The following is a 25,133-nucleotide window of genomic DNA, read 5'->3' on the forward strand; positions in this document are numbered from 1 at the left end:
GTAGCAGGAGCCCCATACCGAGTGACCGGCGACTAACAACTGGTAACTCTTTACAATTAATGGCTATTCAATATCTCCGCAATATGTATTACTTTCGTGTTGCTTTTATTCCTACGAAGAATCCCTTCCATATGCATTAAACAAGACATATCTGCTCCCGTAATATATTCTGCTCCATGTCTGAGGTGATCCGCCACACGATCTTTTCCCATTTTTACAGATACGGCCTCCTCTGCAACGCAAAAAGTTCCTCCAAAACCACAGCATTCATCTATACGATCAAGTTCCACCAATTCGATATCCTTCACCAGATGTAATAATTTTCCTGGTTTCGAAAAAGCAGGAGCCGTTAACTCACTCATTTGAGAGAGCTTTAAGCCTCGCTGTCCATGACAACTTTGATGAACGCCTACTTTATGCGGAAAACGAGCGTCCAATTCTTCCACCTTTAATATGTCGGTTAAAAATTCGGTGAGCTCAAAAATACGGTGTCTTATTTCTTCGCCCTGCACAGGGTGTTTCTCTGAATGCAAATGCTCTTTCAAATGCAACACACAACTTCCTGACGGTGAGATAATATAATCATAACCGCTAAAACGCTCAACAAAATTTTCATTGCACCCACCTGCAAGATGTTCGTAGCCCGAATTTGCCATTGGTTGCCCGCAACATGTTTGCCCTTCAGGATAACGAACCGTTACGCCTAGTTTCTCTAAAAGTTCCAATGTAGCACGCGCCGCCCCAGGGTAAAATTGGTCTACATAGCATGGTACAAATAATGCAACCTCCATGTGTATTTGTTTATGTTTAGTTTAAAATAAGGTATAGAAGCACAAAGTAAAGAACTTTAGGCATAGCTTCGTTTTACAATTTTTACTATTTATTAAGCTATCTTTACTAAGTTCTTGTTATGCGCCCTCTATTAAATCGTCTACTAAGGTAATTTATTTATAATGATCAACTGTCATGGGCAGTCCGCCCTTACCTTTCAACCAGATGCCAACCCTTAGGTTTGGTGAAGGCCCTTATTCCTTGATGAGACAGAGTAGCTCCGACACCAGAATGCTGTCTTCCACTCCATGGTAACGCAGCACTTACCCGATCGCAGCAGTTCCAATATCCAGACCCTACATTTAATTCTTTAAGAATCGCAACTGCCCGCTCTTGCTTGTCGGAATAGACTCCAGCTGTCAGGCCATAAGCGGTGTCCTGCATCAACTTCAGCGCTTCTTGATCATTTTTCACGCGCATAATCCCAATTATAGGACCGAAACTTTCTTCACGCATAAGCGTCATTTCATGTGTCACCTCCGTTAAGATGGTAGGTTCAAAATAAAAACCTGGCCTCTCCATCGCTTTTCCACCAAGAAGAAGTGTTGCTCCTTTTTCCAGCGCATCTTGTATTTGTTCTTGTAATACTCGTATATGTGATCCACGGGTAATCGGTCCGAAGTAAGTTCCCTCTTCGGTGGGATTTCCAATTTTCCAAGTTTTAACTTGATTAACAAAGGCTTCTAAATAGGCATCATATACCTGCTCATGTACATATATCCGCTCTACAGCACAACAACTTTGTCCATTATTATAAAATGCTCCATCAGCAGTGGCTTCCGCAACAGCCTTTATATTGGCGATATCTTCTGTAATATAAAGAGCATCTTTACCACCCAGCTCCAGTTGGCAGGGAACCATCCTAGGTGCTACTTGTTGGTATATGTATTTTCCTGTAACATATGAACCGGTAAAAAAATAACCATTAAGATCCATTGATAGCAAGTACTTTCCTACCTCTCCCGACCCGACAGCTATTTTAAAGGTATTTTCTGGAACGCCGGCCTCTTTTAGTAAACGATTAATCTGCATGCCCGTATTTGTAGCAAACTCAGACGGTTTATAGAATACCGCGTTGCCGGCTAATAAGGCTGGAACAAACACATTTACCCCAACAAGATAAGGGTAATTCCAAGCAGAGATATTAGCAACGACTCCTAAGGGTTCATAGCTGATTATTTCTTTTAAAGAACCTTCTACTCGCATAACTTCATCCGACAGGTATTTCTCCGCATTAGTTGTTAACCAAGTTATGCGTGCAATAGCACCATTGATTTCATTTTTAGCCTGTTGCAAGGGTTTACCGGTTTCTGTTGTTAAAATGTCAGCTAAAAAACTAATATTTTCTTTTAATAACTCTTTAAAACGTATTAGAATCTTCGTTCGTTCTTCCAGTGTTTTTTTTGCCCATAGTACTTGGCCGCTTTTTAACTGTTGATATTTTTCTTCCAAGCTGTCAACATGATCGTCTACTATTGTGGCAATTATTTCTTCTGTTGCTGGATTTATTACTTTCATTGTTGTTAAGTATCAAGATGTAAGACAAAAGTAGCAAAACGTTATTGGTTGTGAGTTACGAGTTGTGAGATTCGTAGAATTAATTAGCTAATTCGGTAATTGGCTAATCAGCTAATTACCATATTGTTTCCAAAAAAGCCTCTCTTATGTTCTTCACAAAAGGACTGTTCATATCTTCCATCCTTTCGGGATGCCATTGAACCAAGCATAGGAAGGGTGCTTCAGCTGGATTCTTTCTTTCCAATGCTTCCACAACGCCATCCCGGGAGACAGCCGATGAGACTAAACCTTTTCCTATCTTATCCGCACTCTGATGATGCAAACTATTAATCATTCCCTCTGTGCAATCAACAACATCAAACAATTGAGATTGTTGATTCACATATACAATATGCTCGCTTAAGTTTCCATTCGGTAATTTTGCATGGTTAAATTTGCCCCATGAGGGTAGATCTGGAATTAAGGTTCCGCCAAAGAAAACGTTTACTAGCTGTAGGCCTCTGCATATCCCTAGAAGGGGTAGTTGTTCGGTTTGTACATGTTGCATAAGCGCTAGTTCGAAGTCATCCCGTCGCTCATCAAAATCAACCGGCATACAATAAGATAGATAATCTAGTTGATTATAATATCTGGGATGCACATCCTCTCCCCCTGTAAAAACCATCGCCTCACATTTTTTTACTTCTTCAAAATTATCAAGGCCATATCCTATGCGGATAACTTCTATATTTTCATCAGTTCCCTTTATCCAATTGGCATATAATTGGTACATCCTTCCATCAGTCATTCCGATCTTTATTTTCTTCTGCATACCTTCTTTTGTCGTTGTTGGTTGTTAGTTATTCGTTATTGGTTATTCGTTATTGATAGGTATCGAAATAGCACAACCATTCCTAACCCGTCACCCCGAGCAAAGCCGAGGGGTCTCATCCTTATATAGTTATTAGCTGTGAGTTTGTTATGCGAATCAAATGAAATAGTCTAAATTACTGATCATAGCCTAAACCGGATTTAAACTCAACGATTCAAAACTCAACTATTTAGCTACTCAACGATTCAACCATTTTAACTAATTATAACGCTTCCTCATATAGCCTCTTAAAGTCTGCCCTAGTTACCGGTTTCGGGTTATTGGGATGTGCAAAATCGGCTATTGCCAAATCAACCAATGTATTGATGTGTTCGCTCCGCACGCCTATATGCCGCAGGTTTCTTGGAATCCCGATACGCTCATTCAGCTGAAATAAGTATTGCACAACCGCATCACCGTTCTCTTCTCGAAGTTCCAGCGCGCGGGCTATACGCCTAAACTTGTCTTCGTTATCTTTTAAATTAAAGGCCATACCATAGGGAATATTCACCGCATTTGCTAAGCCATGATGCGTATCAAGCAGGGAGGACAATGGGTGAGCAAGTGAATGTACAACTCCTAATCCTTTTTGAAATGCGATCGCACCCATCATAGAGGCAACCAACATATTACTTCGTACACCTTCATCAGGCATGAGCACTGCTTTTTCGAGCGACTGTCCAATTAACCGTATCCCTTCTAGGGCAATCCCGTCGCAAATAGGATTTAGATTCTTTGCTAAAAAAGCCTCCATATTGTGCGTTAAAGCATCCATCCCAGTAGCGGCAGTTATGTGAGGAGGTAAATCCATTGTTAATAGAGGGTCTGCAAACACCACTTTGGCCATTAGTTTTGGTGAAAAAAGAATGCGTTTTTGATGTGTTTCGTCGTCCGCAATGATAGCACTTCTACCTACTTCACTACCCGTTCCAGAAGTAGTTGGAACCGTGATAAAAGGAGGCACCTCATTTGTCACATAAACATCTCCTCCTATTAAATCATCATATTTAAATAGATCTTCACGATGATTGATACGTAAAGCGATTGCTCGTGTAATATCCAAAGCCGCTCCGCCACCTATTCCAATAATACAATCCCGCGTCGTTTGATCCCAAACATCTGTGCCCTTATAAACATCCGATTTTACCGGATTTTTATGTGTATCGGAAAAAATTTCGACTTGTACCCCTTTTGATGTAAGATCGTTTACAATATCTTGAAAAAAAGGTAACTGCACAATTATCGAATCGGTTACAATTAACGGTTTGCTCAAACCGTTGCTCTTTAGATAAGCTGGTAATTCTTTTACCGCACCACAACCAAAACGAATGGTGGTTGGAATATTAAATTGATGAATCATTTTTGTTGTTAGTTATTAGTTGCCCGTTGTGAGTACCCTTACCTTCTATATCCAACCTTCTACGTTATTTAGTTGTTAGTTATTCATATTTAGTAGCGACGTTGCGAGCACCTCTCACCCTATACGTTCCGCCCTTTGCCTTATACCTTTCAGCTTTAAACTCTTTGCTTTTCGCTTCCTAAAACTTAGTACTTACAACTTATTACTTAAAGCCTCTTAACTATATTATCTCAAAATATCGTTTCAGTTCCCAGTCGGTTACAGCTTTCGAAAATTGTTGCCATTCCCATTCGCGGCTGGAGCAAAAATGGTCGACGAAATTATCACCAAAAAGCTCTTTCGCGATGTCCGACTGCCTCATTTGCTTAGTTGCTTCATACAAATTTACCGGCAAAGTTCCATTTGAGTAATCCCGATAACCATTACCTACTGTAGCTGGCTGATCTAATGCGAGTTTGTTTTTGATTCCATACAGACCTGCTGCCAGACAAGCGGCAATAGCCAAGTAAGGATTTGTATCCGAACCTACAACCCTGGTTTCTATCCGGGATGACTTCTTTCCCGCTGATAAGACTCTCAAGGCTACCGTTCTATTATCCATACCCCATGTTAACGTAGTGGGTGCCCAAGCTCCTTCTACCAGTCGCTTGTAACTATTTACGGTCGGCGCAAACATCGGTAATATATGAGGTAGACAATATAATTGTCCGGCTACATATTGCCGCATAATTTCGCTCATTTTAGTTGGAGCATGACCTTCAAAAAATAAATTTGTCTCTGAATTTTTATCCCATAGACTTTGGTGTACATGTCCGCTGCAACCCGGTAAGTCGGCTCGCCACTTGGCCATAAATGAGGCGACTATACCATGTTTATAAGCGATTTCCTTTACCGCAGTCTTGAATAATATAGCCCTATCAGCGGCTTCTAACGCCTCTGCATAAACAATAGCTGCCTCGTAAACTCCTGGTCCCGTTTCAGTGTGTAAACCTTCGAGCGGTATCTCAAATTTAGCTAATAACTCAAATAAATCACTAAAGAATGCATTCTTTAAGGAGCTTCTTAATATGGAATAACCAAACATACCGGGAGTTAAAGGTTTTGGATCTTTGTAATCTTTCTGCGCTAATGTATCAGGCGTTTCTTCAAAGTTAAACCATTCAAATTCTTGTGAAAAGTAAGGTGTATAACCTAAGAGAGTGCATTCATTAATAACCTTCTTTAATAGCTGTCGTGGACAAACATAGGCACCTTCACCCTTAATATCTAAAAAATCTCCCAAAAAAAAGGGGACATCATTTTCCCAGGGTATTTTACGAAAAGTGGAAAGATCTAGTTGTAGCGGCATATCCGGATAACCTGAATGCCAGCCGGTAAATTTCACATTATCGTAAGCTAAATCATGCGCATCCCATCCAAATACGACATCGCAAAAACCCAATTCACCTTTTAATACAGCATTGAATTTATCAACAGAAATATATTTCCCACGTAATACACCATCAATGTCAGAAGCTGCTAATTTTACTCTGCCAGCAGGATGTTGCGCTATATATTCTTTAACTTGCTCTACTGTTATTTTCATCTTTTAATCACTTTAAATAAACCATAAGAAACTAAAATAATCATCAAGTAAATCGCCCCAACCTCCCAATTATATATAAACATCGATACCAAGGAAATGATACCTACTGTTAGCACGATGATCGGAAATAAGGGGTAGGAGGGTACACGGAAAGGTCTATGTAAGTCGGGTTCTTTTTTTCTCAGTCTTATTAAGGCCACCATTGCAATCACATACAGCGTTAAGGCTCCAAAAACTGATAAGGTGATGATTTCACCTGTTTTTCCTGAAAGTAATGCCAATATCCCTACTGTCATATTACCCACGAGAGCATAGGCAGGCGTTTGAAACCTTTTTGAGATACCTCCCAAAAAAACCGGCATATTTTGCGCTTTCCCCATTTCGTAAGTCGATCGTCCTGCCGCCAATATCAGTCCATGAAAAGAAGCAACCAAACCAAATAAACCGACCGTTATAAGCAGGTGATACAAAATATGATTATCGCCTGTGATCTGCGCCAATGCTAAAGGAAGAGGCGAATCGGACGTTTCACCGCTTGCACCATTACGAAAAACAATCGCCTCCCATCCTGCGACACCAACCGATGAGGCAAAGACCAATATACAAAGCATTGCCAGGGTAAAAATGGCCCATCCGAATCCTTTCTTAATATCTCTTTGCGGGTTTTTAGTTTCCTCTGCTACATTGGCAATCCCTTCTATTCCTAGAAAAAACCATATAGCAAAGGGAATAGAAGCGAACGCTCCTGACCAACCATTTGGAAATGCATTATGCACTAGATTTTTTGCAGTAAAGTGAGGGGTCGCAATTCCGACAAACAGTAATAGCTCCCCCACAGCTAGCACCGTAATGATTATTTCAAATGTTGCAGCGGCTTTTATCCCAATAATATTTAATCCGGTAAATAGTATATAGGCGATAATCGCCGTTTGAATAATTGGCGCTTCTGGAAAGAATGCATTAAAATAGGCTCCGATTGCAAAGGCAATGGCTGGAGGAGCAAACACAAATTCAACGGTTTGTGCAATCCCCGAAATAAAAGCAAGATCCTTTCCTAGTACCCTCCCTGCATAGTCAAATACACCGCCGGCTTTCGGAATAGCACAAGCTAGCTCTGTATAACTGAAGGTAAAAGTGATGTACATGAGCATTACCACAAAAGTTGCTATTGCCATGCCCAATGTCCCGCCCTTTTCCAAACCCAGGTTCCATCCAAAATACATCCCAGAGATAACATAGCCAACCCCTAAAGCCCATAAAGCAAATGGGGTAAGGGTCTTTTTTAACGTTGTAGTACTCATCCATTCATTCGGTTTAATGTTTAAACTGTTCCCCCACAGTTTTTATTGGTTTTGCCACTCTTTTGCTCAAGTCAGTTGTTCTTCGCGTGGAATGATTGTTAAATATAATAGAAAATATTGCTATATGTACCGAGATAAAAAAGTTAATATATAATTCTTACTTATTTCATCCGTAAATAATTAGTTCGTTCATCTTTTACTTTTTAAGGCACTCATGAACCGCAAAGCGGTTTTTAATCCATCGGTCAGATGGAGCTTACCCTGTTTAAACCCCGAAGGGCTCATGAACACAAAGAATATTTAAAATCCGTGAATAAATTTACATTCCCCTGTGTGATGAATCCGCCAGTTGGCGGATAAACATGGACGGTTCATAGTCACTTTTTCATAACATTCTTATAAATAGTCTAATATTTTATACATTCGCTTTTTAGAGACTCGGCACCTTATTGTCTATATCAGAAATATTAAGGCTTAAACACTTTTTATGACCAAATTTTTTTTAGGAATACTCTTATGCTTTATTGTAGCTACAAGTTGCAATTCAAGTAAAAATCAAACCGACAACAAATGGTCGGCACAAAATCCCTTTTACAAAGAAAGTGACCTTCCCTATCAAGCTCCTGATTTTTCCAAAATCAAAATCACTGATTTCCGTGCTGCATTTGACCAAGGTATGAAAGATCATCTGGAGGAGATTGAAAAAATAGCAACGAACAAAGAGGAAGCAACTTTCGAAAACACGCTGACCGCTATGGAGAAAAGCGGCGCGTTGTTAACCCGTGTAAACAATGTATTCAACTTGCTTACAGGTGCGAACACAAATGATACCCTTCAGCAAATAGAAGCAGAAATAGCACCTAAGCTTGCTGCCCACGAGGATGCTATCACTTTCAACGATAAGCTGTTTAAACGTATCGAAAAAATTTATACAGATAAAAGTCAGCTTAAATTAGATGCAGAGTCGGATCGGTTGGTCGACTATTATTACCAAAAGTTTGTACTAAATGGGGCCAAATTATCAGAAAATGACAAGAGTAGTTTGAAAAAGCTAAATGAAGAAGAGGCCACTTTAAGTGCAAAATTCACCAATCAGCTCCTCGCTGCTACCAAAGCAGCGGCCTTAAGTGTTGACGATCAAACATCATTGGAGGGGCTTAACGACGGAGATTTAGCCGCTGCACACAAGAATAACAGCTGGACGCTTTCCTTACAAAATACCACACAACAACCTGCTCTTCAATCATTGAAGAAGCGAGAAACTCGCAAAGAGTTATTCGATAAATCTTGGAATCGAGCAGAAAAGGGTGATAAAAATGATACCAGAAGTGCCTTAGCACGGATCGCCGAAATAAGAGCGAAAAAAGCGAACCTCATTGGTTTTGACAACTATGCAGCTTGGAAACTACAAAACCAAATGGCCAAAAATCCAGCGATTGTAGAAAAATTTCTATCCGACCTAGTGCCTGCGGCAACGGCTAAAGCAAAAAAAGAAGCCTTGGATATACAGGGAGTAATAGACAAGGATAAGGGCGGGTTTCAATTAGCAGCGTGGGATTGGGATTATTATGCTGAAAAGGTTAGGAAAGCAAAATTTGATCTAGATGAGCAACAGATTAAACCCTATTTTGAGCTCAATAAAGTATTGGAAGATGGTGTGTTTTATGCTGCTAAATTGCTTTACGGTATCACTTTTAAAGAAAGACATGATATACCGGTATATCAACCAGATGTACGCGTATTTGAAGTTTTTGAAGAAAATGGAACAAGTATAGGCCTCTTTTATGGAGATTATTTTAAAAGAGACAATAAGTCGGGCGGTGCATGGATGAGTAATTTAGTAGATCAATCTAAATTATTAGGTACGAAGCCCGTTATTTATAACGTATGTAATTTCACCAAACCCGCTGCCGGTCAAGCTGCTCTTATCAGTTTTGATGACGTAACCACCATGTTTCACGAGTTTGGACATGCACTACATGGTCTTTTTGCCAACCAGCAATATCCTAGCCTTTCCGGAACCAGTGTAGCACGCGATTTTGTAGAATTCCCTTCACAGTTTAATGAACATTGGGCATTGGAATCACAAGTGTTTAGTCACTATGCTAAGCACTATCAAACAGGTGAATCGATGCCGCAGGAGTTAGTAGAAAAAATAAAAAAAGCAGGAACCTTTAATCAAGGTTATGCGCTTACGGAGCAGCTCGCATCTGCAAGCGTAGATATGTCTTGGCATACGAGAAAGCCTGGTAATGAAATAACTGGAAGTGCAGTAGATTCATTTGAAAACCAAGCATTAGTTGACAAGAAACTTAATCTGCCGCAGGTTCCACCTAGATATCGTTCCAGCTATTTTCTCCATATATGGGGCAATGGCTATGCCGCAGGCTACTATGCGTACTCTTGGACGGAAATGTTGGACCATGATGCTTTTTCATGGTTCGAAGAGAATGGCGGGTTGACACGCAAAAACGGTCAGCGTTTCCGTGATATGATTCTTTCTAAAGGGAATACAGAAGAATATGCTAAGTTATTCAAGACCTTCAGAGGGCATGATCCAGATATTCAACCAATGCTAAAAAACAGAGGTTTAAAATAAAAACAATAAATTCCCGAGCGAATAATCAATGCTCGGGAATTATTTTCTATTCTTTTCTAAAACAAGCGCTCATCTTCTTTACGAGCCGTTAAACTAATAATCTGTTTTACATCGACCTCCGCATCATGCTGTAGCCTCTCCAACATTGGCGCAATTTTGGTTTTTACTATCGGGTCCTTTTGACTTTCAAACCATCTCTTTCCCAACAAATTTGCCTCATCATTTCTACCTAATTTCTTATAAGCAGCAACCTGAAGCAGTGTTGCAGCAGCAGTAGGATTTATGTTACTTTCTGCTATCTTTAGCAATAGTTTTTGATATTCTTGTTTATTTCCCATTTTCCTATTTAGCTCCGCGTCTATCCAATCAATAACTCTTTGGTCTTTCATCTCTTCATATGGCTCACCAACACCTAAATTTATAGGCCAAGCTTTTGCCTCTACAAGTTTTGAGCGTGCTAGGGTATATTTCTTATCGTCTAAAGCTTGGATGGCTAGCATTAGCTTGACTTCTTCATAGTATTTATGACCGGCCGTTGCTCCCTCAAAGGGTAAAATATGTATGTGTTTTAGCACATTATCTGCCTCCAGATAGTCATGGTTTAATATCAATATTCGAACGTAATCCATTCCAATAATATAATTAGCTGGATTTGCCTCATAATAAGGCTTCAGCTCCTCCAGCGCCTGCTCGTACATCTTTTTATTGCTTAAGGATCTTGCCAGCAATTGTCCATACCTCCATTCCTTATTGTCTATTTTAACAGCCTGTTCTAGATCTTTCAGCTGCCTATCTCTGTATTGCTCTTCGGTCAGTCGAGCCCTCAATATGTAAAATGGCGCAAAGTCTACCGCTTTCGTTACTTTGCTCAATAACTGGAATGCCTGGGTCTTATTATTTCTAAAAGATTGGATTAACGCTAACAGGTAAGATGGTCGCCATGAGGTATCTTCCTGAAGAGCCCAATTCAGCACTTCGGCGCTTTCTTCCCTAAATGGAAAAATCTGCTGCATATCCGCTTTTTGTGCCAATTCCAACCATTTCTGCTTCTCTTCATCTCGATCTTTATTAAGCCAAGCAAGCCAGTATATTACTTCTGCATTTTTAGGTGCTAAGTCCAATACCGCTACGGCTGTTCGATGCTGCTGAAGATTTGCATACCAAATTGCCAGTTCAAGAAAAGTTTGTACAGGCATTTCATTGCGAATCAAGGAGACAAAAAGCTCCTTTGTATGACTGTCCCTTTTCTCTAAATATTGCTCGAAACGTACAAAATGATTTAGCGGATCTATTCTTAAAATGTCTTTTTCTACCGAACTCTTAAGTTCTTTTAAATTAAGGAGGCGAGCATTGAGGTATTGTAATTGTAAGGCTTCTATATTCACTTGATTATTTTTCAAGGCTCTCCCGGCATAATCAAGAGACTTGATAATATCGCCTTTACGCACATAACATTTACTTAAAGCCGTGTACGCGGCAGCCTGCATTCCGGGATCAAGTGAAGCCACTTCAAAACCATCGAGGGCATCATATGTTTTTCCAAGTTTCGTCGAAGCAAGCCCATAATAGTAATTGGCTTCAGCGTGATAGGTATCCACACTTAATGCCCTTTGCATATAAAAAAAGACCGAATCATATGCCATATGAAACCACTGTAGCTTGGCCATCTCCACGAGCGATGGCACAAAATAAGCTTCCTTGCTTAAAGATTGCCTTATTTTAGGTTTCGCATCAGAATAATTCCTAAAACGCATCAGGTCTCTCCCTTGCAAATATAACCCATAAGCGGTAGCAGTATCTACATTGGTGGGCGCATCTAAGGGCCTATGTAAAGCTTTATTACTTTCTACACCACTAAAATTTAAAACTGTTCCTTGCAATTTCAATTTCGTTGCTATTTCGTTAGACGGTAATACCACTTCTTCACGAAACATTTGTCCGACGGCAAGCTTGACATATTTAGCAGCAATGATTTCGTTCTCGTCATTATAAAGAAACAAACTGTCATTTATTGAACAGTTAGGGTTCAGTTTTATCTGCACCTTATTAGCTTGCTGCGTGATGGCAAAAGTTCCCAGCAAGTTTGCCCCTACTGGTTTCCCTATATTTTTATAAGGATACCAATATTCTGTCCATGTATCACTTTGGTAGGGAGCAAAACCTAACTGCTTAAAGGGTGTAAAATTACTCTCAAAAACATTTTGATTAAAAAGTCGTCCACTTTGAATCTCCACATATTGTCCACTTTTATCGGTCAGCAACGTTTCCCATATTTTTCCTTCGCCCGACTGTGCCCAAAGAAAAATCTTTTTACCTAATTTGTCCTCTCTATCCGCATAACGTACCATTCCATAATCATGATCTTTCCAATAAGCGCTAAAATAATTGCTATGAGTGCCCAACACATGATAAGATTTGGAACCTTCAAAATTGTTTTGTGCGTAAAAAGAAAGGTCACGACCATTACTATCTAAAGGCCAAGCATGACTATCGCCATCGTGGCCAATATAGTGATTACCAGGGTAAATAAACTGCAAGTCATCACCAGCTGGGACGCCTAAATTCATCCAGGTATAATAAGGCTGTTCAACGGGATTCGTATTACTCCAAAAGGATCTCGTAGCAAAAAAAGCTTTGTCTTTTTCTAGTTTTATTTCCAATACCCATCGTGTCCTTGTTAATAAATCAAGCGTACTAATGAAGCAACTAACGCTGCCGTCTTCATTTGTTTTCGTGAGATAGTCAACAGGCGTTGAAGTGTTCGGTGTATGTCCAATAATGCCATAATTTGCCTCAATTCCACCACTCGTCCATGGCCCTCGCATAGCAATATCCCTAAATTTCACGACACCATTATTATAGAGAAAATCTCTTTGCGCTTTTTTATCAAAGGCCGTCCAGATTTTCCCTCCTATCTCGGGCATAATCTGCACCTTAATAAAATCATTCTCCAACTCTACTACTTTCCAATCCCTTTGTACAGGCTTATCTGTAAATCCGTCAAACCTATAATATGGATAGATTTTCGCTGTAGAAGGTATAGGATCTGGATCAGAGAACGGATAGGTGGTATAGGTTTTCGTTGTCTCTTTGATTGTTGCGGCCTGTTGAGCTCCTAAAGCAAGAGGCAAGCATATTAAAGTTATAAAAATAGGCTTCATCATTGGAATATAATTTATTAGCAGCATGTTTAGAAACCTGACAGCATCGTGCATCAGGAAATTGTAAATCATCACATCAGTCAAATTGCAATGGAGCGGGGAAATACCCTCCTCCACTGCAAAACCCCTTACTGTATAATTAATAGACAGCCCTTGTTCTTAGCAACGTGAATTGGTTGGCTCAGTTTAAAACGCTGAGCAGTTTGAAAATCAACTATAGCAGGCGCTTGTATGCTGGCCTTTGCTGGATCGATCCTAAGCTTTTTCCAGTCAATTAGTAAATCAACGTCTACATCTTCGTTCGCCCAAGAAGCGATGGAAACCATTACGCTCCCTTCCTTCTTATAGATTGTTGCCAACACATCCTTGCGATTCACTTTTATCGGATTATCCTCCACCCAATAACCTATCATGCTTGAGCCCTTTATGCCAAAGTCGTCCCATACTTTCCAAAGACCCTGTGGCCCACTTTTCTGATAGGGTAATCTATTCGTCATCCCATAAACCATCCCTCTCCAAGGGTTACCACCATCTTGCAACATCTCCCCCATTAAACCAAAAGGAATACCACTTACCTCCGTTAGAAAAAAGTCTGGCTGATTATTTTCATAGTCGAAATACTCACCAAACCATAAGCGGTTGATGTAAGGGAAATGTTCCAAATAAAGATTTGCACTATTGTTAAATCCATCACGTTCATTGTATTGATTAGCCGAATGCAGATCTATCAATCCAGGATGCCCCGCCTTCGTCATCACCCGCTTGATACGTTTCATCGTTACCCGATCAAAGGCGACATCATCCAAATAAATACCGTCAATACCCACATTATCCACGAGCCAGTTCATACCTTCAACATAGTAGTTGTGCCAACGGTTCATACCACTATTAATAATCGCTGCATCTTTATAATAGGGTACAAACCATGCCGCGATGTAGTCCTCATGAACATGCTCCTGTAACCAAGAATACCCCTTGCCCGGTCCCTTCGAAAATACCTCATGGCCTAGACTTCTAAGCGGGTATAATTCATACAGCCTATTAGATACTTCTCTAACCGTATTATAGATCTTCACTTTTAGGCCAAGCCGGTGGGCAGAGTCGATATAGCTCTTCATCTCTTTGGTGGCGATAAATGGATAGTTAATATAAGGATTTAGCGCGTTTCCGTGATGAATATTGATCACATTCGCACCACTTTCTTTAACCGTATCAACTGGCTTATATGCATGAAAATATCGATCGTTCCATTGTGCATTGGTATTTAGCGCATGGAAGGGTGTAATTAATAAATTAAAATTATAATATAAGGTATCGCCTTTTATCATCCTTCGTTCTCCGCTATAGCTGTTCACTAACATAGAAGATCCCTTTACGCCAACGTCAATACCACCCTTATTTTCATTGCCCCACGAATGCGGTAATAGCAATGGTTTTTGCAAATAGAAATTGGTATTCAGCGGCCGCGAGTATTTTTCATCTCGTAATGAAAACTGAATACCTGCATTTACATTTCCGAGCCATGCCCCATCTTGATTTTTCTTTGCTACATCCCATTTCCAAGAAACCTTATCCGGCCGGTAACCGCCTTTTAAGCCTAAACCCATTATATAGGTAGCCATATCTTGCTTATAAGGGATATGCATTGCAATATCTTGCAGTGAAACGTCTTTCAATGCTATAACTTTAACCGTATAATTTAGAAAGCCGTCAAACTCCAGCGATGCGCTCACTTCCATTTGCAACTCGTCTGCGCTACTGATGCTCTTCCATGACACCGTACCGGGTTCTCTTTTTGTAAAAGAAAAACCCTTCGTTTTGAGGTTAATGTCTTTCTTATCCTCCAGTCGCAAGAAGTGAAAATGTATCGGTTCAAACAATATATTATTCGCTTTATCAGAAACCCCGGTCATTTCAGGCGTAAAAAAAGTTTGAATCTGTTTCGGGAACCCATTCGCTGCTAGCATCACTTTTCTACCTAATAGCGTTACCGCTGTATCCCCTTCAACTTGAAGCGGAGTATAGGGTTTTATAACGGTATTTTCTTGTGCCAAAGTCGAATTTAGCCAAGGCAGGCGCGTCATTTTCCAGGGTTCGTTCGTCCCCCCATTGAATGCTAGCGAATCAATGACCTTCAGTTGAATGCGTATTTCTTTTGTCGGGCCATTAGCAGGCTTCACTGTTAGGGTACCATCGTATGTTCCTGATTTCGTTTTCTCAGGGATTTTTATCCCGTACCAGAAGGCCTGTACTTGTTTCTTAGGTATGGCCACTTGCATCTTCATTTTATCGCCTGTATAGCTTACACCTTCTGTATTGAGACAATCAAATGAACCTTCATCAATAATTTCTCCTGTAGCACTCTTTAATGCAGAGCAGGAAATCCGTACATCTTTTAAATCGGTTTTCATTGGCCACACGCCTAGTTGGAAGGAGCAGTACTCCCCTCGTTTGGCCGCTCCAGTGAAAAAACTGTTATCTCGTTTTGGATCCGTCCACCTTTTAGGAATATGATGGCTCATCTTAATTGGAAATTCACCAGTCTCTGGGAATACATAATAAGCTGCCTGATCGCGTGTGTTTAAAAATTCTTTCACCTCTTCCTGCGTAGCAAGTACCTCCATCGGATCGTTACTATTGAAATCGTCCACCGCATCGAAACGTACAATTTTTGCTTCATTTTTCACCCCATTAGCATTCTTCGGCGCATCATTAAGCAAAGGCATATCAGATCTTTTCAGGTATTCTGCATCAGGATAATATTTACTCCTTCCGCCCAAATGATAGGGCAAATAATAAACATAATAAACGCCCGGTCCAGAAATTGCATCAAAGAGAATAACACCTTCTTCCTGCGCCATTGAAATATAAGACGATGGCGTTATTTTACGATTTGTTGAGCTATCCACGATAATAATCTGCTGATCATTCGCTACACGTAGATTTCTCCAGGGAATAACGGCTTTGACAAGTTTAGCTGTTCCATTTACCAACAATACTGCGCGTTGATTTCCTAAAGAATCTGCGTCCCAACGTGCTTGTTGAGGTGGATATATATGTTGTGCATTGGCAGCGAATAGGTTTAATACACAAGCAATAATTAGTAAAAATTTTGTTTTAGTATACATGACTATTATTAATTGGCTCTTATGTATTTATTCCATAATGTCGTGGGCACGTATTCCGCCCTGTAGGGAATAAAATAGGCGTTCAACTCCCAAAACACTTTCCCGTCTTTATCCGTGATAAGCACTCCTCCAGTTTTAGAGCTCGTTTGTAATATTTTTTCGTTCGGTAACAAATAGGCACTCCCCATCCTTGCAGTATACTGCTTCTTAGGAATAGCTGCATTAATTTTCGCAGTAGCGATCATGCCAACAGTATCAAGCGTAAAAGATAGCGCACGCGAGCGCTTATTTACCGTGGCGGTATCTTTGGGAGAGAAGTCACCATTATCAAATAACATCAGATCTCCATCTTGATTGATATGAGGAGCATGCTGAAAATAAAAATAACTTTTCTCATCCATTTTGAAATCTCCTCCTTTTCCAAGTTTCCATACAATCTTACCGTTCTTTGGATTTACTTTCCATACTTGGTTTTCGATCGGTGAGGAGATCAGATAGTTACTATCTGTATCGAATGAAATGGTATTAAAATGAAAGCGATCGTGCTTGAGACTATCCATTCGCGTATCCTTAGCAATATCCCACACATCCCAGGCCGACCATTTTTTTAGTACTTTACCCTCGGTATCCATTACCATAACGGCGTCACCCCAGAGGGTATCTTGTGCCAAGCCTTTCCCATTAAGATCCCACAATTTAAAATCTCTCACCACACCGACGATATGGTTGGCCTTGTCCATGCGGAGATCATGATGCATGATAATCCCTTTCTTTTCGAGGTTTATTCTCCACAACACTTTCCCTGTTAAATCTATTTCCACTAATTCTGTTCCTCCTACAAATCCTGTTTTTCCACTTCGCAAGTAATATCCGGCGTTTCTTTTTACTTTGCTGCTTGTTTGAGGTTTATTAAACTCATCCTTACTTGCGGGAGCTAATAAAGCCAAGATAGTTCCTCTAGGTGTAATGGATGCTACCCGTACGCCAAGCTTGCTGTCTTGCCAATACCATCTAATCGCCCCTTTGCCATCAACCATTGCAATATAACCAGGGTATCCCCTGTAACAAAGCATCACTAATCCGTTCCCCAACGCTTTTTCATCATGGGGATTATGCTCTTTGATCCAATCGTGTATCATCCAGGGAGATTGTTTCCTCGTTTGAAAAGTCATCACTTTTGATTTCACATCAAAGGCACGGTCCAAAATCACTTGATAATGATAGGTTGACCCCGCTTCCAAAAGCAATAAATGAATAGTATGCTCTTTTCGATCACTGGCTACTGGTGTTTTAAAATGTTGAGAGGACCCCTCTTTCCAATACTCAACATAAAGCTTTGCAGATTTATTCAGTGTAACCTGAATATCCTCTTTGATTGCCGAGTTATCTGGTGAGCTAAGGGCTATATTAATAATGGAAACAGCACTACTGTAAAAATAGTAGCTAATGTATCCGATAGCCGCTATACTAACTAATATGACAATAAACCTGACCTTTTTCATATAATACATGTTAAGGCAAACGTTGTGCATTCGCTGCGGCCATTTCCGGGTGTAGGCGTGCCTCGTCTAGTGGGTACGGAAAAAGTCTCATTTTCTCCGTAACAACCGGTTGCAGTCCGCAAGCCTGTAAGTAGGCATTGCTTATTTCCTCATATTTACCAAGACGTATTAAATCTGGTCTTCTTTTGTACTCAAAAACCAATTCGAATCCTCTTTCATCAACAATTGCTTGCACCATCGCTTCTTTAGAAGCGGGTGCTGGAAAATCAGCACTCTCTCCATATTTAGGAGCGCCCGCTCTTCCTCTGATCTCATTTAAATAGAGCAAGGCCTGCGCTGGGCCCCCTAGCTCATTTTCAATCTCTGCTTTACATAAAATAACGTCCGCGATACGAAAGACCTGAATAGTCCGACCGTCTAAATACGAGTTGTTAACCATTTCGTAAGAGTATTTTTTCGTGGCAACATTCTGTAATAATTTGACGGTATCTGCAGGTGGCTTTGTTTGTCCTTCATCGGGCATCATATAATAAAAGCCGTGTGTAGTAGACGCATCTCTTTCAGCTCTCCCTTCATAGTTATAATAAAAGAATTGCTTTCTGGGATCGCTATCAGCGTACTTTCTCCAAAACTGCAGCGATACGCCATAATACTGCCATCGATCGGGTACTTCTCGATTATCCGAAGGTCCAAAGTGATTGGTTATTTCCCCACCATTAAGTGCCGGTTCATGAAGCACACCGAAAATCATCCCCATATCCACCTTATTGTTATCCGACCATTCATTTTTAAAATCGGGGTTAAGCTTGTAAACTCCGCGAGCCCTTAATTCAAGTACTTGATCGATATAAACTTTAGCGTTCACATAATCATGCGATCGCATATACATTTTACCCAACAGCGTTAACGCAGCCCCTTTAGTAGCTCTACCCAACCCTAATTCTGCTGCCCATTTTTCAGGCAGGTTCGCGATGGCAAATTGACAATCCTCAGCAATCAATGAGTCTACCCTTTCAACTGATGCCAGCGGTTCATTGTAACTCTCTGCCGGATTTTTTGTTTCAACAATTAAAGGTACTGGTCCCCAGGCATCGACAAGATCACTATAAGATAAGGCTCTTAAGAATCTTGCTTGACCCAATATCTGATTTTTTCGATCGTCTGCCATCTGTACATTATCAATATTTGCAATTAACATATTCGCATTACTGATTACCTGATACATATTCTGCCAGTTGAATTTAAAATACCGGTTATTATCATCATAGGTAAAATTACTCAGCTTCGTGGGATCACCGGCAGCCGTTGAAAAACCCATATCAGTGGTGTAATCCGTTGTCATAACCAAATAACCAGCGTAATAAAGATAGGCATCGCCTGGGTAAGGTGATAAACTGGCATAGATACCCGTCAAAGCTGCATCAATATCACTTTCTGTCGAATAGGCATTTTTGGTTGTTAGATCACTGTACAATTCCGGTTCTAATTTAGTGCATGCACTAAATGTCCCTCCGAGCGTTATGAACACTAACATGCTTAATGTAAGCTCTTTTATAGTTGTTTTAATCCGTGTCATTTGTATTGTATTTTAAGTTAGGCTACGTTAAAAATTGGCATTTATCCCAAAAGTGAATACCCGCATACTTGGATACGAGTTAAAGTCTAATCCCGCTCCTGCATTAGCGGTTTGTGCATTTCCGCTATATTTTATGAGCGCATCATTTTCATAGGCCTTCGTATCGACCTCCGGATCCCAGCCAGAATAACCACTGATGGTGAATAAATTCTCTGCCATCACGTACACTCTTAAAGAACTAATGGCTTTTGTTTTAAAAGGCACTGTATAACCTAAGGTTAGATTTTTCAACCTTAAAAAAGAAGCATCTTCAATAAAATGATCATTCACATACCCTCCATATTGTGAATAAAAGAAGCCGTTTCTCGGTAAGTTGGTATCCGTATTTTCTGGAGTCCAGCGATTCAATGCTTCGGTAGTACGTTTCCACTCCATATTCATACGGGTCATATTGAGCAGGTCATTACCCAGATTTCCGTAAATAAAGACGGCAAGATCAAAATTCTTATAAGAAAAAGTGTTGGTGATACCGTACGTTAATTTCGGATAGGCAGAACCTATAATCGCTCTATCAGCAGATGTAATCAAGCCATCGCCATTCACATCCTCAAATTTAGGATCTCCAGGTTTCGCATTTGGTTGCGGACCATAATTCTCTCCCTGCTGCAATACACCATTATATTTATATCCAAATAGAGAGCCGAGCGGCTCTCCCTCGCGAATGATAGCATATGCTTCTTCAGAAACATTTCCTATTGGTTTAGAAGATGTTAATAAAATTTCATTTTGACCACCCAAACTCAACACCTTATTGCGATTCATAGCAATATTAACCTTCGTATCCCATTTAAATTCGCCTGTTAGGTTTTTACTAGCCACGGCAAACTCCAAACCTTTATTTTCAACCGAGCCCACATTACTTTGTCCAGTGGTATAACCCGTATAGATAGGAAGGTTTACCTTAATAAGTAGGTCATTTGTTTTCTTGTAATAGGCATCCATCGTAAAGGAGATGCGGTCATTTAATACTGCCAGATCAACCCCGGCATTATACTGCGAAGTAGTTTCCCATTTCAATTTACTGTTTTCAGGAGACGTGGCATTCAGGTAACTTCCACTTACGTTATTTATTCCGTCAAAAGTATAGTTAGCATTGCTCATTAAACCATAAGAGGCGTAGTTACCAATTCGCTCATTACCTGTCTTACCATAACCAAGGCGAAATTTCATATCCGAAAAAGTCGTTTGGCCCTTCATAAAAGACTCATTGATAATTTTCCAAGCGAAAGATCCGGACGGAAAGGTGCCCCACCGATTATCGGCACCGAATCTCGAAGACCCATCATGTCGAACCGTGAATGTAAATAAATATTTATCGTCGAATGAGTAGTTGGCTCTGCCAAAGAAAGATACCAGGATATTTTCAGATTTATAGGAGCTCACCCCTGTAATGGTAGAAGCCGCACCTAAATTATTATAGCCGTATAGATCTGTTGAAAAGCCATATACATCTATTCCCTTCCTGTTATTAATGAATTTTTCGTAAGAATACCCCCCCATAACACTCAGGTTATGATTCGAAGCAAAAGTCTTATTATAAGTTACAAACATGTCTGCCAAATTATGTGTCAAACCATAATCTGCTACATTTGCCACACCATTATCAATACTTCCTTGATACGATTCACGACTTAAGTATCCGCCCAGTTGATCATTTAAAATTTCAGTACCTGCATCAAAGCGAGCAGTCAATCCTTTCATGGGTGTAATTTCCAGGTACATATTGCCATTAAATTTATCCCGCTGCACATCATTTCTTCTCGATAAAAGGTTCGCTAAAGGGTTATCACCTTTACCCCCTGGAGGGCGTCCAAAAGAGCCATCAGCGTTATACACAGGAACAGTAGGATCATAGGTTAAGATGCCATATAACACATTTGAATTCAGTATATTCCCATCATATACTTGGTAATTTGAATTTTCGCGCTGGGCAAATATAGTGGCTCCCGCTTTTATGTAGTCGTTTATCGTTTGATCAATGTTTACTCTTCCGGAGAACCTACTAAAATCCGTGTTCTGTAAAATCCCCTTCTGATTAAAGTACCCTAGGCTGCTCAATACTCTGGTTTTATCGCCCCCACCAGTAAACTGGAGATTATGGTTTTGCACCACCCCCTTTCGTGTAGTTGCCGCGATCCAATCTGTATTTACGTCCGATTCAAGTTGAGAAGGAGTATACACACCATATTCTTGATTCTCCTGTCCGTTTATCTCTTTATATAGCGCATTTGATAGTTCCATATAAGGCTTGGCATCTAACATCTCAAAGGGCACAATCGCCTTTTGAACCCCTGTATAGCCGCTGTAAGCAATATTATTTTGTCCTGATTTCCCTCTTTTTGTGGTGATCATAACCACTCCATTGGCTCCTCTGGAACCATAGATAGCTGTTGCAGAAGCATCTTTCAAAATTTCCATCGATGCGATGTCGTCCGGATTAATGTTAACGCCATTATTACTTGGAAAACCATCAATTACATAGAGCGGCTCATTGGTACTGCTTACAGAATTAGAACCCCTGATACGGATAGACATACTACCTCCAGGAGCCTTGGAATTTTGGGTTACAACCACGCCCGATGCACGACCTTGCAAGGCTTGTGCGACATTGCTGACAGCTCCCCCTTTGGTCAAGTCGTCCGCACTTAAGGATGAAATAGCACCGGTTAAATCACCTTTCTTTTGCGTACCATATCCAACTACTACGACCTCATCTAACCTAGACTCAACGCTTTGTAAAACCACATTGACGGTGCCGCCGCTACCTACAGGAATTTCTTTTTCTGCATATCCAACAAATCGGAAAACCAAAATTGCATTTGCCGGAACTTTAAGGGTATAATTCCCATTAGCATTGGTAGTAGTTCCCTTCGATGTTGCTCCTTTAACAAACACCGAAACTCCCGCTAAAAAGGCCAATGAATCTTTCACTGTCCCGCTGATCTCTATATCTTGGAGAAATTTCGGTGGCTTATTCTTATTCACGGGAATAATTGTAATGGTGCTATTATGTATCCTATAATCAAGGTTCTTATCGGTTAAGACTTTTTCCAATACTTCTTTCATGGGAGTCTTATCCGCTTGTACTGAAACTTCTCCGACCTGTTTAAGCTGTTCTTCGTTATAAAGAAACCTGTAATTAGTTTGTTTCTTTAATACTGACAATACCTCTTTAAGGGATGCATTTTTTACTGATATACTAACTTGCTGTGCATTTCCAGCAGCATATAGCCCCAGAGAAAAAGCAAAGACCATTAATAATGTCAATTTCATAATCCTTGCAATTAAAAAACAAAGCCCTTTATCATTCGGTTCTTTGTCATAAAATAAGTAATTCATATTTTCGTATAGTTAGGGTTGGGTGTTAATTAGAGACATTAAATAATTTCAGACTAGCCTTAACAATTATCCGGGAGTGTTGGAGCACTTCCGGTTTTTGTTTTAAACTTTATTTTATCACCACTAGGTTGGTTTTGCTTTCATATTAAACATATTAATTAGGTGCTTCACCATCAACGATTAACTTGCGCCCATCAATGCTAAAGGTTAGTCCACTAACATCTTTTAACATTTCAAGCACCTCACTTAGATTTTCCTTACGGCTAATGCTTCCTCCAATGTGGATATCGGGTATATCCTTCTTAAAAATCAACTCTAAGTCATACCAACGTGCAACTTCTTCCAATATGGGCTTAAGAAGATCTTCGTTGAACAAAAAATATCCGTCTTTCCAGGCAATGGTTTTCTCGATGTCTGCCGGGCTAACCTTAATTCTCCCATTGTTAACGACTGCCTGTTCACCTGGTTTTAGGTAGTTCTGTTGTTCAGCTCGCTGTACACGAACGGCCCCTTCTACCAATGTCGTAATACTAGAACTAGTATAGTTTGATACATTGAAGCTGGTTCCCAGCACAGTTATTTCAGTATCGTCAAGTTCGACTTTAAACGGAAAGGAGCTATTTTTAGCAACCTCAAAATACGCTTCCCCTTTGAGTTTAACTCTTCGCTCCTTAGCCGTAAAGTTGATTGGAAAGCTCAAGCTAGAGGAGGCATTTATCCATACACGTGTACCGTCCGCTAGCGAAAGTTTATAAGTTCCTCCTTTGGGTATTTCCAACGTATTAAAAAGCGCATCTATCTTATTTTCATTAGCATTATTACCGTATACTAACTCGCCATCTTTTCCTTTTACACTCGTTCCATTCTTTTCATTTAACTCTATGGAAGCATCCGTTAGTGCGATAGATCGTCCGTTCGATAAAACAAGCCTTGCTTGATTCCCTCCGGGCAGTACATCATTTGCGTAGCGATGAGATTTATCGGGAACGATTTTGTCGTCCTTTTTTTTATACCATAAACTAAAAAATAAAAAAAACATAATAGCTGCCGCGGCTCCTAACCATTGTTTCCAAGAGTTTTTCTGCCTTTTGATCTTCTTCCCCTTGAACCGCTCCCAAGCGGCTGTTGCGTCACGCTCTTTCATAGAAGCTAATCTATGCTCGATCGATGCGGTTTCTTTATATGATTCTAAAAGGTTTCTGATATGATCATCCTTCCTTTTTAAGGCCAAGAATGCCTCCTCTTCTTCTTTCGAAAGCGTTTGATGTATATATCCAGAAATCAATCGAGCTATTTCCAAAGGATCGTGCTTCATACCTGTTTTTTTCCTTTTATTACTAAGGCACCTAGGCATGAAAAAAGAATGGAATTTTTTTAAAAAAAATTAGTAAAGGATGTTTTTGAGGTATGGAGTTATTGGAATTTGGTTTATCTTCATACTAGGTCTTGTCGATCGTGGCTAAAAATAAATTTCTCCACTCCCCACTACCTCTTCTTACATTGGCATCGGAAATAACACTGATTGAAAAAGTATATCTAACGAAAAAGGATTGCTATTAAAACACTAAATAGCTCTGGTTTAAGCCGTTGTTTTAATAAAGTCAATGCCCGTTGTTTTTGACTTTTAACCGTATGAATGCTAAGGCCCATCAGCTCGGCAATTTGTGGATTTTTAAGCCCTTCAAGATACCCTAATCGACAGACCATCGAACAACCTTTAGGAAGTTTTTCCAATGCTTCCATTAGTTCTCCTAGCACTTCGCTATGAATAAGTTCATCTATTACCTGTTTTTCATCAACTAATACAGGAGGATAATTCTTTTGATAATTTTTAATGACCTTTCCATGCCGTATACGATTTAAGGCATCATGCTTAATCGTTGTATAGAGATAAGATTTTACCACCTGATCATTCATGGCAATATGCGCTCTTTGTTCCCAGAAAATGACGAATGCATCTTGCACGAGATCTTCGGCCTCTTCTTCATTTTCCAATAAATGATATGCAAATTCAAAAAGACGAGGATAATATCTTTTAAACAATTCTTCAATTGATAAAAGACCAGATTGATCCCTATGAATGCGCCGACTTATCATAAAGCGTATTTACTTTAATGTAGATAATTAAATATCCTTTAAATACCCTGTGTTTAATACTGGTCTATAAAATTGTATTAGCTATTTAATCTGAAAGATTGATTATTTTAATCAAGTGTAGAAACTTTTTAGAAGAAAAACAAATCCTTCTTAAACGCAACCGATTGCGCTAAAAAGGATTGAAGCTTTCTCCTAATGATAGGATTAATCGATATGATCGGTACTT

At 39.9% G+C, this 25,133-nt stretch carries 14 protein-coding genes; 1 reads left to right on the forward strand and 13 read right to left on the reverse strand.

Going from position 1 to position 25,133, the window contains the following annotated elements:
• Positions 1–56: 56 nt before the first annotated feature.
• From BMY50_RS17020 to eat, 6 genes are all read right to left on the reverse strand, one after another.
• Positions 57–791 (reverse strand): (Fe-S)-binding protein, encoded by a 735-nt coding sequence (locus BMY50_RS17020; protein WP_093326610.1) that lies wholly within the window; start codon positions 789–791, stop codon positions 57–59.
• Between the two features lie 190 nt (positions 792–981).
• Positions 982–2,349 carry an aldehyde dehydrogenase family protein gene (locus BMY50_RS17025; RefSeq protein ID WP_093326612.1) on the reverse strand — a complete coding sequence of 456 codons (1,368 nt, stop codon included), beginning with the start codon at positions 2,347–2,349 and terminating at the stop codon, positions 982–984.
• Positions 2,350–2,464: 115 nt separating this feature from the next.
• Entirely contained in the window at positions 2,465–3,160 is a 696-nt protein-coding gene (locus tag BMY50_RS17030; RefSeq protein WP_093326615.1) for a gamma-glutamyl-gamma-aminobutyrate hydrolase family protein, read from the reverse strand.
• 262 nt (positions 3,161–3,422) lie between these two features.
• Positions 3,423–4,559, reverse strand: coding sequence for an iron-containing alcohol dehydrogenase (locus tag BMY50_RS17035; RefSeq protein WP_093326618.1), 1,137 nt, complete (start codon positions 4,557–4,559; stop codon positions 3,423–3,425).
• Between the two features lie 220 nt (positions 4,560–4,779).
• Positions 4,780–6,144: a glutamine synthetase family protein gene (locus BMY50_RS17040; protein ID WP_238383802.1), complete on the reverse strand. Its 1,365-nt coding sequence runs from the start codon at positions 6,142–6,144 to the stop codon at positions 4,780–4,782.
• On the reverse strand, positions 6,141–7,445 hold the full coding sequence (gene eat / locus BMY50_RS17045; RefSeq protein WP_093326621.1) for an ethanolamine permease: 1,305 nt from the start codon (positions 7,443–7,445) through the stop codon (positions 6,141–6,143). Before eat ends, BMY50_RS17040 begins: the two co-directional genes overlap by 4 nt.
• A gap of 487 nt (positions 7,446–7,932) precedes the next feature.
• Between eat and dcp the strand changes: the two genes are divergently transcribed.
• Positions 7,933–10,044 (forward strand): peptidyl-dipeptidase Dcp, encoded by a 2,112-nt coding sequence (gene dcp, locus BMY50_RS17050; protein WP_093326624.1) that lies wholly within the window; start codon positions 7,933–7,935, stop codon positions 10,042–10,044.
• A 56-nt stretch (positions 10,045–10,100) separates the two neighbouring features.
• On the opposite strand, the gene BMY50_RS17055 is transcribed toward dcp, so the two are convergent.
• From BMY50_RS17055 to BMY50_RS17085, 7 genes are all read right to left on the reverse strand, one after another.
• Entirely contained in the window at positions 10,101–13,208 is a 3,108-nt protein-coding gene (locus BMY50_RS17055) for a DUF5107 domain-containing protein (protein WP_162276617.1), read from the reverse strand.
• Between the two features lie 125 nt (positions 13,209–13,333).
• Positions 13,334–16,333, reverse strand: a complete 3,000-nt coding sequence (locus BMY50_RS17060) for a glycoside hydrolase domain-containing protein (RefSeq protein ID WP_093326631.1) — start codon at positions 16,331–16,333, stop codon at positions 13,334–13,336.
• Between the two features lie 8 nt (positions 16,334–16,341).
• On the reverse strand, positions 16,342–17,835 hold the full coding sequence (locus BMY50_RS17065; protein ID WP_162276618.1) for an aryl-sulfate sulfotransferase: 1,494 nt from the start codon (positions 17,833–17,835) through the stop codon (positions 16,342–16,344).
• A gap of 10 nt (positions 17,836–17,845) precedes the next feature.
• Positions 17,846–19,411, reverse strand: a complete 1,566-nt coding sequence (locus tag BMY50_RS17070; RefSeq protein ID WP_202907874.1) for a RagB/SusD family nutrient uptake outer membrane protein — start codon at positions 19,409–19,411, stop codon at positions 17,846–17,848.
• A gap of 27 nt (positions 19,412–19,438) precedes the next feature.
• Positions 19,439–22,744: a TonB-dependent receptor gene (locus BMY50_RS17075; protein ID WP_093327082.1), complete on the reverse strand. Its 3,306-nt coding sequence runs from the start codon at positions 22,742–22,744 to the stop codon at positions 19,439–19,441.
• Positions 22,745–22,964: 220 nt separating this feature from the next.
• Positions 22,965–24,125 carry a FecR family protein gene (locus BMY50_RS17080; protein WP_162276619.1) on the reverse strand — a complete coding sequence of 387 codons (1,161 nt, stop codon included), beginning with the start codon at positions 24,123–24,125 and terminating at the stop codon, positions 22,965–22,967.
• 221 nt (positions 24,126–24,346) lie between these two features.
• Positions 24,347–24,907: an RNA polymerase sigma-70 factor gene (locus tag BMY50_RS17085; protein WP_093326640.1), complete on the reverse strand. Its 561-nt coding sequence runs from the start codon at positions 24,905–24,907 to the stop codon at positions 24,347–24,349.
• Positions 24,908–25,133: the final 226 nt, after the last annotated feature.

The organism is Olivibacter domesticus (genome assembly GCF_900109575.1).
GTDB classification, from domain to species: Bacteria; Bacteroidota; Bacteroidia; order Sphingobacteriales; family Sphingobacteriaceae; genus Olivibacter; species Olivibacter domesticus.

Bases quoted from the DNA above. Each gene is read 5' to 3' on its own strand.
- BMY50_RS17020 (WP_093326610.1), bottom strand. From the start codon at position 791: ATGGAGGTTGCATTATTTGTACCATGCTATGTAGACCAATTTTACCCT.
- BMY50_RS17025 (WP_093326612.1), bottom strand. From the start codon at position 2,349: ATGAAAGTAATAAATCCAGCAACAGAAGAAATAATTGCCACAATAGTA.
- BMY50_RS17030 (WP_093326615.1), bottom strand. From the start codon at position 3,160: ATGCAGAAGAAAATAAAGATCGGAATGACTGATGGAAGGATGTACCAA.
- BMY50_RS17035 (WP_093326618.1), bottom strand. From the start codon at position 4,559: ATGATTCATCAATTTAATATTCCAACCACCATTCGTTTTGGTTGTGGT.
- BMY50_RS17040 (WP_238383802.1), bottom strand. From the start codon at position 6,144: ATGAAAATAACAGTAGAGCAAGTTAAAGAATATATAGCGCAACATCCT.
- eat (WP_093326621.1), bottom strand. From the start codon at position 7,445: ATGAGTACTACAACGTTAAAAAAGACCCTTACCCCATTTGCTTTATGG.
- dcp (WP_093326624.1), top strand. From the start codon at position 7,933: ATGACCAAATTTTTTTTAGGAATACTCTTATGCTTTATTGTAGCTACA.
- BMY50_RS17055 (WP_162276617.1), bottom strand. From the start codon at position 13,208: ATGATGAAGCCTATTTTTATAACTTTAATATGCTTGCCTCTTGCTTTA.
- BMY50_RS17060 (WP_093326631.1), bottom strand. From the start codon at position 16,333: ATGTATACTAAAACAAAATTTTTACTAATTATTGCTTGTGTATTAAAC.
- BMY50_RS17065 (WP_162276618.1), bottom strand. From the start codon at position 17,835: ATGAAAAAGGTCAGGTTTATTGTCATATTAGTTAGTATAGCGGCTATC.
- BMY50_RS17070 (WP_202907874.1), bottom strand. From the start codon at position 19,411: ATGACACGGATTAAAACAACTATAAAAGAGCTTACATTAAGCATGTTA.
- BMY50_RS17075 (WP_093327082.1), bottom strand. From the start codon at position 22,744: ATGAAATTGACATTATTAATGGTCTTTGCTTTTTCTCTGGGGCTATAT.
- BMY50_RS17080 (WP_162276619.1), bottom strand. From the start codon at position 24,125: ATGAAGCACGATCCTTTGGAAATAGCTCGATTGATTTCTGGATATATA.
- BMY50_RS17085 (WP_093326640.1), bottom strand. From the start codon at position 24,907: ATGATAAGTCGGCGCATTCATAGGGATCAATCTGGTCTTTTATCAATT.